Source organism: Skermanella sp. TT6, from assembly GCF_016653635.2.
Classification (GTDB): Bacteria; Pseudomonadota; Alphaproteobacteria; order Azospirillales; family Azospirillaceae; genus Skermanella; species Skermanella cutis.
This window is the reverse complement of sequence record NZ_CP067423.1, coordinates 176139-189237: the sequence shown is the minus strand read 5'-3', so window position 1 is coordinate 189237 and position 13099 is coordinate 176139. Positions and strand designations below refer to the sequence as shown.

At 63.5% G+C, this 13099-nt stretch carries 11 protein-coding genes; 4 read left to right on the top strand and 7 right to left on the bottom strand.

Features of this window, described 5'->3' with window-relative positions:
• Positions 1-20: 20 nt before the first annotated feature.
• From IGS68_RS34530 to IGS68_RS34510, 5 genes are all read right to left on the bottom strand, one after another.
• Positions 21-1136, bottom strand: coding sequence for a TraB/TrbI/VirB10 family type IV secretion system protein (locus IGS68_RS34530; RefSeq protein ID WP_201083659.1), 1116 nt, complete (start codon positions 1134-1136; stop codon positions 21-23).
• A complete protein-coding gene (locus IGS68_RS34525) occupies positions 1136-2128 on the bottom strand; it encodes a TrbG/VirB9 family P-type conjugative transfer protein (protein WP_201083656.1) in 993 nt (330 codons plus the stop codon). Before IGS68_RS34525 ends, IGS68_RS34530 begins: the two co-directional genes overlap by 1 nt.
• A 26-nt stretch (positions 2129-2154) precedes the next feature.
• On the bottom strand, positions 2155-2529 hold the full coding sequence (locus IGS68_RS34520; protein WP_371822009.1) for a VirB8/TrbF family protein: 375 nt from the start codon (positions 2527-2529) through the stop codon (positions 2155-2157).
• A 104-nt stretch (positions 2530-2633) separates the two neighbouring features.
• Complete coding sequence (locus IGS68_RS34515; protein WP_201083639.1) at positions 2634-3452, bottom strand: IS6 family transposase; 819 nt, start codon at positions 3450-3452, stop codon at positions 2634-2636.
• Between the two features lie 18 nt (positions 3453-3470).
• Positions 3471-3749, bottom strand: coding sequence for a PAS domain-containing protein (locus IGS68_RS34510; RefSeq protein ID WP_201083651.1), 279 nt, complete (start codon positions 3747-3749; stop codon positions 3471-3473).
• Between the two features lie 1130 nt (positions 3750-4879).
• Between IGS68_RS34510 and IGS68_RS34505 the strand changes: the two genes are divergently transcribed.
• The 4 genes from IGS68_RS34505 (at position 4880) to IGS68_RS34490 (ending at position 11287) form a co-directional block, all read left to right on the top strand.
• Positions 4880-6949 (top strand): putative bifunctional diguanylate cyclase/phosphodiesterase, encoded by a 2070-nt coding sequence (locus IGS68_RS34505; protein WP_201083648.1) that lies wholly within the window; start codon positions 4880-4882, stop codon positions 6947-6949.
• 441 nt (positions 6950-7390) lie between these two features.
• Positions 7391-7804, top strand: coding sequence for a hypothetical protein (locus tag IGS68_RS34500; protein WP_201083646.1), 414 nt, complete (start codon positions 7391-7393; stop codon positions 7802-7804).
• Positions 7805-7817: 13 nt separating this feature from the next.
• On the top strand, positions 7818-11072 hold the full coding sequence (locus tag IGS68_RS34495) for a DUF7146 domain-containing protein (protein ID WP_201083643.1): 3255 nt from the start codon (positions 7818-7820) through the stop codon (positions 11070-11072).
• Between the two features lie 17 nt (positions 11073-11089).
• Positions 11090-11287 carry a hypothetical protein gene (locus IGS68_RS34490; RefSeq protein ID WP_201083641.1) on the top strand — a complete coding sequence of 66 codons (198 nt, stop codon included), beginning with the start codon at positions 11090-11092 and terminating at the stop codon, positions 11285-11287.
• A 27-nt stretch (positions 11288-11314) separates the two neighbouring features.
• Here the strand turns inward: IGS68_RS34490 and IGS68_RS34485 are convergent, their stop codons facing one another.
• Together IGS68_RS34485 and IGS68_RS34480 are read right to left on the bottom strand one after the other, a co-directional pair.
• A complete protein-coding gene (locus IGS68_RS34485) occupies positions 11315-12133 on the bottom strand; it encodes an IS6 family transposase (RefSeq protein ID WP_201083639.1) in 819 nt (272 codons plus the stop codon).
• A 37-nt stretch (positions 12134-12170) separates the two neighbouring features.
• Entirely contained in the window at positions 12171-12941 is a 771-nt protein-coding gene (locus tag IGS68_RS34480; RefSeq protein ID WP_247881524.1) for a recombinase family protein, read from the bottom strand.
• Positions 12942-13099: the final 158 nt, after the last annotated feature.

Sequence of the window (13099 nt, the reverse complement as noted above, 5' to 3'; positions counted from 1 at the left end):
CGTGTCCTTTGGTGATCGGGTTAGCGGGCCATCGTCAGCGAGAAGCACGGCCGCATGTCGATGTCGTCCATCGCCATGATCAGCACCTGCGCCGCCTGGGCCCGGCGGAGAGTCGGGGGGATGTCGATGTCGTCGCCGTAGCTGCCCTGGGCGAGGTTCTTGCTGCCGCTCTGGAACTGGTTGAACGAGATGCCGCTGTCGGCGCCAATGGCGTTAGACGCGCCGATCGCGGCGGCCTGACCGGCGGCATCGAGCAGGGCGATCATGGCGACGCCGCGGAACCGCTCGAAGAAGTGGGTGTCGACCTCACCGTCGATGCCGGGGGTTCCAAGCTGGTCGCCCAGTGAGGCCCGCAACTTGATCAGACAGCCCTGCGGTGTCTCCAGCCGGGTGACCACGGCGAACGCGCGATCCATCCCGCGCTCCAGGTGCTGAGCGACGCGCCCGAACGCCCAGGTGCCATCGTCCAGCAGCGGCACCGCGCCGGACGTGCTGTAGACCGGTCCGCGAACCTTGCACCGGAAGGGGCCGGGAACCTGCGTGTTGATCGGCTGCTCCAGAATGCAGGGGATCGGCGTCCCCATTGTCATGAACAGGTTGCGGTCCGGCAGCATCGTTGCGGAAACCGTACCGCCGTCGCGTCCTGCCTCGAGGCCTTCGTCCAGCCGATCACTACCGCCGCCGCCGTTCATGGCGGAGATGCTTTCGACGCCGCCTGCGGTAGACGACGTCGGTGCAGTGGGATTCGCGGCGGCGGTCTTGAGTCCTCCACTCGTCTGCAGTGCCGAGATCGGCGGCCGAACGACAGGTCGAGCCAGGATGGTGGGCACGCTCGGCATGCCCGTGCCTGTCGGCCTTGCCGGCGGCAGGGGCGGCTTCGTGGTGGTCGGCGTTGCCGATGGAGCTGATGGCGGGATCGGCGCGAAGGCGCTGCCGATCTCACCGTTGCGGGCGACGGTGCTGCGGTCGGCTTCGACCGGCGGCGGCGGGCTGTCGGTCAGGATGAACCAGCCGGCGGCGATGATGGTGATGGTGCCGAGCAGCGCCTTGCCGAGTTTCTTCTTCCTGCTCTCCCTGGGTCCGGCGATCTGCGACGTCGTGGCGTCGGTCTGCGGAGTGATGGTGTTCCCGAGCATTACGACCCACTCCTGACTTGGCGCAAGACGCCGGGGTCGACAGTACCGGTTCCGGTCCGGTGTCCCACCGGGTCATAGGCGTTGTTCGTGATGCAGAGCACGGAGTTGCCGTCGCGCAGCCGGAGCATCGGCACGACGCCGTGGATGATCAGCAGGCTGCCCTTGGTCGCTGAGTCGACCACGGTGCTCTGACCGATAACGGATTCCGAACTATCGGGCATGACCTGGTAGGCCAGGGGCACGGGGCGGTTTCCGGGATAGCGCAGATACGTGCGCTGGCCATCGTCCCACATCGCATCCAGCCCGACCGGCGCCGTCGGCGCCAGGGCGATGCGGTCGGCGTCGGTGCCCTGGCCGTCATAGGCTACGTTGTGGGCGAGGACGGACTGCTGAACCTGCGTCAGCCGGTCGGCCACGGCCTGTGCCTGGAGCTTCTCCTGCTTTTCCTGCCAGAGCTTCTGGCGCTCCTTCCGCTCGGCTTCCTTGAGGATCTTCGCAGCGACGGGGTCGGAGAAGACGACGGAGAAGAAGGTGTCAGGCGTCTGCGGACCGCCGGGGATGGTGCTGAGTTCGAAGGAATGGCGACGATGGTCCTGCTTGCCGGTGACCGGGTTCGTCCACACGCCGATGACGGTGAACGGCTGCGGCTCGAGGTGGCGCAGCGCCTTGACCATCAGGAACTTTGACGGGTTGGCGTCGGAGCCCGGCATATGAATCTGAAGATTGTCGTCGGCGGTGGCGGACTGGCCGGTGGCGACCCGTTCGACCGGCGGCCTGCCGCTGATGATCTCGTTATCCGATGTGCCGACGCTGTAGACGACTTCATTGTCAGGCAACTGAAGAGTGGTCGTGGCGCCGGGCACCAGGAACAGGCTGATGATCTGGCTCGGATCGTAGGCGATGCAGCGCTCACGCGGATCGGGCCCGCACGGCTGCGGCACTTCGGCGGCGGTGGCGGCCGAGGACATCAGTGCCAGTGCCACGGCTGCCATCGAGCCGATCCGGGGTGCTTTGTTCATCACCTGCTGACTCCTTCGCGCTGGGCGCCTGCGTACTCGATGACCTGGATCTGCGGGGCGTTGAAGGTCCAGCGCTGCCAGATCCTGTCCTGTGGAAGTTCGACGTTCCGCTTGATCGCGACTGTCGCGGCATAGCGAACCGGTGGCATCGGCTTGCCGTCCGGCAGCGTCTCGACCCGGTCGAACCAGACGCGATAGGCGGGAGGGCCGTCGGCGATGCAGGCTTTCTCGACCGGGCAGATCGGCTCCCATCGGACGAAATTTGTCTCGACCGTCATATCCTTGTAGATCTGCGCCGGGCTTTGCGGATTGTCGGCGCGATACCAGTTCTGGAAGCTCTCGCGGACGCGTGGCGCCGACAAGGCCGAGACCATCGTCCAAGCCCATCCGGCGTTCCCAGCCGACCAGCTCTCGCGGGATCTGTCAGCTTTCGGGGCAAGTTGAGCATTGAACAAGCGTCTGACTACCAGAAGCTGTATTATGCGACGGAGATCAGATCCCGCAACGCGGCCACCCGCTGCACGTGGATGGTCCGGCGGCGGGCGAGGGAGACGTTCTGGTTGATGTAGCTGGCCGATCGCAGGAAGTTGTGGACCTCGTCGAAGGCGCGGCAGAAGCGATGAGCCGCATCAAAATTCTTGAAGCCGCGCATCGGTCGATAGCGTGCTTTTATGCTCCGGTGATTCTGCTCGATCACGTTGTTTTTGTACTGACTGGTGCGGTGATCGACGTCCGTGCCGAGTTCGTCGGTTATGGCCTTAGGGTAGCTGGTATGGCCGTCGGTTGTGACCTGCTCGGGCTCGACCTGGGTGACCGACCTGGCGGAACGAAGGAAAGCCTTGGCCGCTGCCATGTCGCGGCTTTTGCTGAGGTAGACGTCGACCAGGTTACCGTCGCGATCGATCGCCCGGTAGAGATAGCACCATTTGCCGGCGACTTTGAGATACGTCTCGTCGACGTGCCAGCAGCGGCCGGCTTTGCCAGCCCGCCGCTTACGTAGGCCCTCACTGAGCAGTGGCGCCAGTTTGGCTTCCCAATCTCGCACCGCCTCGTGGGTGAACACGATGCCCCGGATCAGGAACATCTCCGCCAGATCACGCAGGCTCAGCTTGTAGCGCAATCTCCAGAAGACCACGAGAAACACGATGTCCGTCGGGACCTGGACCCGGTTCAGCGCCGTGCCGGTCCGCTCGTTGAACCGCCGCCCACAATCCCGGCACCGAAACCGCCGGAAGCCATGAACCGTTCGCCCCTCCCGCTCCGTAGTCGCCGACGAGCGGCAGTGCGGGCAGTCCATGGCGGCTCTCTTGATCTCTCAAAATGGGCTCGGGAACCTATCCGCTGCAAGCGCTCTCGGCAAGCTGCCCTGAGATCTGACAAAACCCTCGGCGCCGGTCAATTCGACAACGCCCTGACCATCGAGGCGAACGAGATAATCGCTGCCCTTCTCGATTTCCTCAAAGATGGTCAGGCAGCCCAGCCACGGCTTCAGCGCGAAAACGCTGAGGTCACTGCGCCAAGGGATGTCGTCCGGCCCGCACCTCAGCTGCCACAGTTCAACAAGCGACCGAATTCGGGGATGAACCTCATCCATGCTCGCCACCTCTCAAAAGTTGTCGATCTATAAAACGAACAATCACGGCAGATAGGCAAGTAATTTACATAAAAGATAAGATATTTTTCAGCATTATTTTTTGTTTTAGTTTCATCTATTGTAAAGCTTATACGATTTTTCCATCATGATCATATCGTATGATTAGAGATGAGGCAGCACATTGATTGTTTGATTTGCTCAACTTCAAGAAAATTTGTCACAAGCTGTAATAACGATGTATTTAAGTCCTGCCGATATTTATCTCATGAATGCCGTTTCTTTTACCTCCTGATCATCATTAAAGTTCCGTAACCCCAATAGACGCCTGATTTCTAAAAATTAAGATGTGGGTGCCTTAGTGGTACATCCGCTCAATCAGTGAGATTGCTGGGAAGGTGGCAACACCGAGACGGCGGGCTTGGCGGTGGTGCCGTCAGCGTCTCCAGATGGAGGAATGCTTGTGCTCATTCCAGTAGGCGGTGGCGCGTTCAACGGCCTGCTCGATCTCGGTCCAGGTTTCGAACCGGCGACCTTTCAAAGCTAGATGTTTAATCCCGGCATTTGGTGGAGCGGATTGAGGTTGAACCGTTGTGGCTCCTTTGTCCATGCATGGGAGATGTGTTCATAGAGGGTGAAGGCCGTCAGGAGATCGTCGATTGTGTCGGGCTGGCGAAACCGGACAATGCTGCTATCCTCGTTCATGGCGTATCGCCCCTCTGGAGGTTCAGGCAGGCTTCAAGCACCTATCTCGATACGCCGCCTCCCTCATCTCCTCATCACCCAGTTTCCGCCATAGCCCGTGCGTCATACACCACGCACGGATGCCTTAATCGTCCATAAATCTATCTTTATCAGTATTCATGGAAAGTGCGCCGGGACTGGAGTTCAGGATGACTTGCAGGCCCTGATGTCAACACTGCCGCTGAAGCCGAGATCGCTCCCTTTCTCCACCATAAACATAACTGCCTTCAAAAAATATAGCTGAGTAAATGATGCGCCTTCACCAGAACAAACGCTCCCGGGATGGCCTGTGCGCTTCGAGGCCGGCCTTTTCTCGATCCATAGTACTGGGTGCGGAACGGCGACGCGTTCTGCTGCCGCCGCTGGTCCTGTTTCTGCTGTTCGCTGCGGTGCTGGCCTACAGCCTGATCCACACGGCGCGGGAAGCCAACCGGATCGATCAGGAGCGGGCGGTGCAGGCCGTCGGTGCAAGCCTCGAGCTGACCTTCCGGCGCATCGCCGCCCAGGCCGGCGACAACGGCTACTGGGATGACGCGGTGCGGGCCATCTACGGGCCGCTGGACCTCGACTTCGTCGAACGCACCTGGGGCATCCTGACCGGCGAGGGCCACAACTACGACAGCATGTTCATCCTCAATGCCGGGGATGCCACGATCAGCGGTTTTGCCGGAGGACAGCCGACAATGCAGTCGGCGGCGTCGCTCTACGGCCCCGCTCTCGATGCGCTGCTCGCCACCCTCGATCCCCGGGGTACCGAGCCGGTCGGCGGCCTGGTCCGGACCGATGCCGGACCGGCCATCATCGGCATCGCCAACATCGTTCCAACCTCGCCGGCCCTGGCGCAGCGGATTGCCGGCGATCACCCGCACCGGCTGGTGTTCTCCCAGCAGCTGTCCCAGCCGATGCTCGACGAAATGGCGAACACGCTGCTGGTCGAGGATCTCAGGCCCGGTCCTCCGGCTTCGGATCGCAGCGCCCTGACCCTGCGGGACAGCCTCGGGGAGGCGATCGGGACGCTGTCGTGGCGGCGCGCCGAGCCCGGCCTCGAGGCGCTGCGCACGGCCCTGCCGTCGGTGCTCGGCGCGCTCACGATCACCGCCGGTCTGCTGTGGTTTGTTGCCGCACAGGGGCTGGGCTCGCTCGTCTCGCTGGCCCGGCAGGCCCTGGTCGACGGGCTCAGCGGCCTGCCTAACCGACGCTCCCTGCTCGTCGAGCTCGACCAGGCCAAAGACGCGACCGTGCTGCTGCTGCTCGATCTCGATGGCTTCAAGGGCGTCAACGACTGCTACGGCCACGGCGTCGGCGACGAGCTGATCCTGGCGGTGGCCCGCCTGCTGCGCGAGCTCGCCGGGCCGGCCGGGTTCATCGCCCGGCTGGGCGGCGACGAGTTCGCCCTGGTCTTCACCGGCGGCGAGGCGCCGGCACGCGCCCGGGCGGTGGCCGCCCTCCTGCTCGATCGTCTCGCCGCTCCCTTCCATCTGGGCGAGCGCACCGTTCTGATCGGCGCCAGCATCGGTTTCGCCGACCGCCGGCGCGGCGAGCTGAGCACGGAGGAGCTGATCCGCCGGGCCGACGTCGCGATGTACGCCGCCAAGCACGCCGGCAGGATGCGCCTGTGCGTCTTCGACGCCGCACTTGACCAGGCCCGGCAGAAGGCTCACCGGATTGAGACCGAGCTGCGGGCCAGCCTGCTGACCGATCAGGGCCTGACAGTGGTCTATCAGCCGCTGGTGCGGGCGCGCGACCGGGCGGTGTCGAGCGTCGAGGCGCTGCTGCGCTGGACCAGCCCGGTGCTGGGCGTGGTCAGTCCGGCCGAGTTCGTGCCGATCGCCGAGGAGAGCGGGCTGATCGACGCGCTCGGCCTGTTTGTCCTCCAGCGCGCCTGCGCCGAGGCGCTGACCTGGCCGGATCTGAAGGTAGCTGTCAACGTTTCGGCGGCGCAGCTGCGCAATCCTGGTTTCCCCGCTTCGCTGGCCGGCATCCTGGCCGAGACCGGCTTCCCGCCAGCGCGTTTGGAGCTGGAGATCACGGAAACCTACCTGGTCGGTTCGCCCGATGTCGCGGAGCGGGTGCTGGACCAGCTGAAGCGGCTCGGCGTCACGGTGGCGCTCGACGATTTCGGCACCGGCTACGCCAGCATCGGGTTTTTGCGCCAGTTCCGCTTCGACAAGCTGAAGCTCGACCGCTCGATGATCGTCGATGCCGTCGACAGCGCCACCGCCCAGGCGCTGGTGCAGGCCAGCGTCGCCGTCGCCCGCGCCCTCGACATGCAGGTCGTGGCCGAAGGCGTCGAGACCGAAAGGCAGGCCGAGCTGATGCGCCGGGCCGGCTGCGATCACCTCCAGGGCTGGCTGTTCTCCCGCGCCGTCACCGCCGAGCAGATCAGCCGGCTCGCGCACTACCTGCCGGAAGACCTCGAGGCCGCTGGTCCGGTGGCTCAGCGGGAACACGCAACCTGAGCTTCGAATTCCGTCAGCCTCCGCAGGGTCCGTCGGTTCTCCGTGGAGCAACTATTCAAAAGAAGAACCGGAAGGTCACTCCACATGTTTGCATCGGCACTGTGAAAGCAGAGGCGATGCATGAAGCGGCTCCTCATATCCGATAAGCCAATTTAATGCGTCGCTCCTGTCACAGGAGGCCGATCCCTACCCAATCTATCGCGTGGGCTTTTTCACGGTCTAAATGATGTAGTGAAAAAAAGGTGTTGTCCCGCAACCAGCCAGAGAGTAACATACTTGACACGACTAAGGGCGACACCGCTACCACACAGTGCCGCCCTCAGTCATTTTTCGCCGCCATCGATCCCATGGTTTCAGCGCCCAGGATCAATGGACTTTGCTACTCCGTCAGCTAAGGACCGAATGCCTCAGCCAGCGTCTCCAGACACTATAATCGTTATAGTGTCCAATTTCAAGGTCGACTCGAATTTCGAGTCGAATCATGGACGACGCGACGTGGTTGATGCAAGCGGCTATCTGGCTGACCAAGGGAGATCCATCCCGATGGCTGTTGCCAACGTCGCCTTGCGCGCAATGATCGATCCGCGAATCACATCCGCCACCGCTCTCCATGCCATTGGCGTGATGAGCCATCACGCCGACGAAACCGGTGCTATCCACCCCGCAGATGACGGCCAGATTGTCACCGATCCGGATTACCTGTCGCGCCGGCTTGGCGTGACCAAGGCCGCGATCTTCCGGGTGTATAATCTGCTAGTCGAACTGGGCTATATCGACTGGCGCAAAGCTGCCCGTGGCGCAGAACGCACGGCCGGCATCACCGGACAGGTACGTCTCATCGTCTCCGCACAGTGACGCGGAATCTGACATGGGATACCCCAACCGCTCGATCAGGGCGGAAGGCGATCCTGCGCGCGTAACTGACGAACAACGCCGCCGCATTGCCGACCGTGCCCTTGAAATCGCCGCCGAGTACCACGGCAAGCCGACCAGCATTACCAGCACCCACGCCCGATTCGGTGCCAAAGGAAGCCTGAAGGTCAACTTCGCCAGCAAGCATGCCGGCACCTGGGTTGACTGGGAGGCTGGCACCAAGGGCGACATGATCGCCCTGATCCAGCATCAAACCGGCATGGGATTCATCGACGCCCTGGAACATGCCCTGAAAGAGCGTGTCCAATTTCCGGTGATCGCCCAGCGCAAGGCGAAGCCGACCCAGCACGAAGCTGATCCGTCCATCTTCGCCAGCCAGCAGTGGGCTGCTGCCAGGAGCATCACCGGCACCCTTGCCGAAACCTATCTGGTGAAGTTCCGTGGCATTCCGGCCGATGTAGTTGATACTCTCGAGCGTACCGGCCGCATTCGCTTCCACTCCGGCCATAAGGCAAAGCCGGATTCCTACACCACCGCACCCGCGCTTCTAATATCGGCAACCGATCTGACCGGCAAGGTTCACGGCTTCCAGGCTGTTCGCCTCAAGGCCGATGGCGACAAGCGCGATGGTGTCGCCAAGCTGTCAGCTGGCTCCCTCAGCCTCAACCATGCCATCGGTTGGCTGTCCGATGGCGACGGTGACGTGATCTGCGGCGAAGGTCCGGAGGATGGCATCACTTTGTATGCCGCCCGACCCGACGCCATGGTTGGCGTTGCCTTCGGTGGCTTGAAGCGCCTGGTCGACTCGGTACCGGCAGAGCGCCGCATCGTCATTGCCGCCCAGAACGATTCCCCGGACAGCAGGGCCGCGAAGTCTCTTGCCGAAACGTGCAAGGTGCTGGCCGCTGCCGGCTGTAACGTCTGGATCGCCCGTCCACCCGCCGACGTAAAGGACGCCAACGACCTGTTGCGCACCCAGGGCCTCGATGCCGTGCGCGCCATGCTGGACGGCGCCGTGCCGGTGCTGCCGCCCAGCAGCCCCACCCCCGATAAGTCGACCAACACCGATACCTCCCCCAAACCGGTGCCGCACTGGCCGGCAACGACGGTGGATGCCACCACCGCGTACGCCGAACTCCAGATCCTGCTGGAAGACTGGATGACACAGGCCGAACGCTGGCTGGAGGCTTGCGACTATACCAGGGATCAGTGCGATGCCTTCATTACCGATGGCATGTCCGCCCGTGACAAGCGGGATGCCAGGCGCACCATCGATCGGGCCGTTGCCCGCACTTATCCCGGCATCGACCTGAAGCGCCCGCCCCGGCTCCAGCTTGCCGCCGCTGCTGGTCTCGGCAAATCGTCAGGCGTGCGGGAAGCCTACCTGCGCCACCCGAAGCTCTGGAACCGCCAGTTTCACGGCTTCTTTCCAACCGTTGCCCTGGCGCGCGGCTTCGAAAGCGCCATGAAGGACCTGACCAGGGATGTCTGGCCAGCGCCACTGGTCGTGCTCCACCGTGGCCGCGACCACGAAGCGGAAATCGGCAATGCGCCCTGCGTCCGGCATCGGACCGCCCGCAAGCTGGCCGGCAAAGTGCCCTCCGTGTTCTCAGCCCTGTGCATGCGCGGCGACACCATGTGCCCCCACTTCAAGGGGTGCGAGTACATCAACAACTATCTGAACCAGGGTGCCGGCCTGCACCTGTTCGTCCATGACCACCTTACCCTGGGCAAGCCGCTCGGATTTCCGGCCGCAGATCTGGCCGTTATCGACGAGGATTCGACCCGGACGCTGCTGACCTCGGCAACGGTTGGCGCCGCCCTTCTGGCCGAACCGGCAACCTACCAGAGCGCAGCCCTGACCAACGAACAGGACGATGCCGCCGCGCTGGGTGCCCGCCTGCTGGTTGCTATTACCAGCGGTGCCCCCATGCTGGCTGCGATCCGGGACGCAAAACTCAACAGGAAGCAGCTCGACACCCTGGCACGCTGGGCCGAGCCAACCGATATCGGGCCGGATATTTCTCCGGCTATGTCGGACAAGGCCATCGAGGAAGTTACGGAAAAGCTTAAACTTCACCAGGGCAAAATCGTCGGCCGCATCGTTCGCCAGCTCGCCCGCGAGCTGCGCCACCCGCGCGACATCGCCCACGGCGTCAGCTACCGCGACGGTGACCTCCACCTGCATCGCCACTCAGCGCCCAAGGCCGTGCCGAAGGGCATTCCGCTCCTGATTATCGATGCCGACGCCGACCTCGCCACCAACCGCATCCTGTTCGGCTCCAATCTGGCCGGACGCGAGATCATGGCACGGCGCCTGGGTCGGGTTACCCAGATCAGGAACGCCACGCTGGCGAAATCCTACATCGCTCCGGAGGCGGTGTTCAGCACGCCGACTGACCGGCAGGTCGAGCACACCCAGGCCCTTCGCGCCCGCATCCTGGCCTGGATTTCACGCAAGGCCAAAGGCGGGAAGGTGCTGGTGGTGACCAACAAGCCGGTACGTACCGCATTTACCGGTGAAGGGTCCGGCAAGATCCCGGTGTCGGTCGAGTTCGGCGGCGCCACCTGGACACACTACGGCGCCATCCTGGGCATCGACGCGTGGAAGCACTACGATGCCGTGGTGCTGCTGGGCCGCGAGGAAATGTCGGCGAGTGCCGCCGAACAGCAGGCCCGCGCGATACACTGTGATGACCCTATCCCTCTGAACCTGACTGGCCGGTACCGGAGGGTAACCCGCTGTCACCGCATGCGCCACGGCCCGGCGGTGCCGGTGGGGGTGTACGAGCACGACGACCATCGTGTGCAGGTCTGCACCGAAGCCAAACGCGAGCGCGGCATGGCCCAGGCCCTCGATCGACTGCGCCTGATCCATGGCCGTGCCGACCGCGAGGTGTTCATCCTGAGCAACCTGCCGCTGCCGGGCATTGAGGTCGATACCCTGCTGACCCTGAACGAGCTGCTGGACGGCGGAACCGCCGTCGAACGGCTGATCGCCCATGCCAGGAACGAATGGGGAGTGCTGCCGCTGTCGGCTGCGTTCCTGGCCGAACAGGTGCCTCATATCGCCACGTCGCGGCGTACGGCTGAGCGGCTGGTGGCCGAAATCAAAACCGCCACTCGGCAAATAGGTACTTTTAGGTGTCGAGTTGCGGAAAAAGCGCACATGCGGAAAAACGTGCGATTCCAAAGACTTCGCCCCCTTGACGGCAGGAGCGGGTCCGGTGATCATACGGGCGTGGTTTGACTTGGGAATGCTGTCACATGGCGGGCAAGCAGGCGAAGATCCTGACCGACACCGCGGTCGCGGCCATGCTGCGCTGGTGCGATGAGCGCCGGCGCTACCCGCACCGCGACAAGGTCGTGGTCTTGCTTTCGGTCAAGGCCGGGCTGCGCGCCATGGAGATCGCCGGTCTGCGCCGCTGGCGGATCTGTCAGCTTTCGGGGCAAGTTGAGCATTGAACAAGCGTCTGACTACCAGAAGCTGTATTATGCGACGGAGATCAGATCCCGCAACGCGGCCACCCGCTGCACGTGGATGGTCCGGCGGCGGGCGAGGGAGACGTTCTGGTTGATGTAGCTGGCCGATCGCAGGAAGTTGTGGACCTCGTCGAAGGCGCGGCAGAAGCGATGAGCCGCATCAAAATTCTTGAAGCCGCGCATCGGTCGATAGCGTGCTTTTATGCTCCGGTGATTCTGCTCGATCACGTTGTTTTTGTACTGACTGGTGCGGTGATCGACGTCCGTGCCGAGTTCGTCGGTTATGGCCTTAGGGTAGCTGGTATGGCCGTCGGTTGTGACCTGCTCGGGCTCGACCTGGGTGACCGACCTGGCGGAACGAAGGAAAGCCTTGGCCGCTGCCATGTCGCGGCTTTTGCTGAGGTAGACGTCGACCAGGTTACCGTCGCGATCGATCGCCCGGTAGAGATAGCACCATTTGCCGGCGACTTTGAGATACGTCTCGTCGACGTGCCAGCAGCGGCCGGCTTTGCCAGCCCGCCGCTTACGTAGGCCCTCACTGAGCAGTGGCGCCAGTTTGGCTTCCCAATCTCGCACCGCCTCGTGGGTGAACACGATGCCCCGGATCAGGAACATCTCCGCCAGATCACGCAGGCTCAGCTTGTAGCGCAATCTCCAGAAGACCACGAGAAACACGATGTCCGTCGGGACCTGGACCCGGTTCAGCGCCGTGCCGGTCCGCTCGTTGAACCGCCGCCCACAATCCCGGCACCGAAACCGCCGGAAGCCATGAACCGTTCGCCCCTCCCGCTCCGTAGTCGCCGACGAGCGGCAGTGCGGGCAGTCCATGGCGGCTCTCTTGATCTCTCAAAATGGGCTCGGGAACCTATCCGCTGCAAGCGCTCTCGGCAAGCTGCCCTGAGATCTGACAAAACCCCTTTCTGGAGCGGCGCGGGGCGGCTTTCAGCACGCCGGGATCGGCCAGGCCGTCGGCGACCAGACGGCGCACCGCGCGGATCAGCGCATCGCGCGTCCACGGCGCCGGATTGTCGCCGGGGCGCTTCTTCACCGCCGTGTTGAGGACATCCACGACACGGTCCCAGGGGTGGCCGGGCCGAAGACGTTGCACAATGGGAAGGAACTCGTCGGCGCCGGCGATGACCCGCTCGGTCAGGCGATCATCCCGAGCCCGGGCGACGCGGCGCCGGGAGAGCGGGTCTTTGGCAATCAGGCCGGGGTTACCCGGTTTCTTGCCGATCGCCTTGGCGGCCCGCACGCCGGCCTTGGTGCGCTCGCGGATCAGGGAGCGTTCGAACTCCGCCACCGCGCCGAGGATCTGCAGGGTGAACTTGCCCTGCGGGCTGCCGGTGTCGATCGGGTCGCCCAGTGACTTGAAGGCCACGTCCCTGCGCTCCAGGGTGTCGATGACGTCCAGCAGATGGGCAAGCGAGCGGGCCAGGCGGTCGATGCGCACGACGACCAGGGTATCGCCCTTCCTGACCCGGCTCAGGACGGCCTTTAGCTGCGGGCGCTCGCGGTCAGCACCCGAGGCGTTTTCCCGGAAGATCTCGGTACAGCCGAACTTTCTGAGGTCGAGGATCTGCGCCTCGGTCGACTGGTCCTCGGTGGAGACGCGCGCATACCCGACGATGGCCATGATCCCTGCTCCTTTGTACTGTTTCGCCCTGGGTTCCGGCCGCAGCACGGCTCCACGGCTGTCACTGCTGGATAGTTGAGTTCAACAGGAGCTGAGGGCTCCCAAGGCTTACACACAATGCCCTGCTGGGCGGTTCGGTGGAACCGTGGGATGGATCT

Coding starts and splice junctions, on each gene's coding strand:
- IGS68_RS34530 (WP_201083659.1), bottom strand. CDS start 1,136: ATGCTCGGGAACACCATCACTCCGCAGACCGACGCCACGACGTCGCAG.
- IGS68_RS34525 (WP_201083656.1), bottom strand. CDS start 2,128: ATGGCAGCCGTGGCACTGGCACTGATGTCCTCGGCCGCCACCGCCGCC.
- IGS68_RS34520 (WP_371822009.1), bottom strand. CDS start 2,529: ATGGTCTCGGCCTTGTCGGCGCCACGCGTCCGCGAGAGCTTCCAGAAC.
- IGS68_RS34515 (WP_201083639.1), bottom strand. CDS start 3,452: ATGGACTGCCCGCACTGCCGCTCGTCGGCGACTACGGAGCGGGAGGGG.
- IGS68_RS34510 (WP_201083651.1), bottom strand. CDS start 3,749: ATGGATGAGGTTCATCCCCGAATTCGGTCGCTTGTTGAACTGTGGCAG.
- IGS68_RS34495 (WP_201083643.1), top strand. CDS start 7,818: ATGGGATACCCCAACCGCTCGATCAGGGCGGAAGGCGATCCTGCGCGC.
- IGS68_RS34490 (WP_201083641.1), top strand. CDS start 11,090: ATGGCGGGCAAGCAGGCGAAGATCCTGACCGACACCGCGGTCGCGGCC.
- IGS68_RS34485 (WP_201083639.1), bottom strand. CDS start 12,133: ATGGACTGCCCGCACTGCCGCTCGTCGGCGACTACGGAGCGGGAGGGG.
- IGS68_RS34480 (WP_247881524.1), bottom strand. CDS start 12,941: ATGGCCATCGTCGGGTATGCGCGCGTCTCCACCGAGGACCAGTCGACC.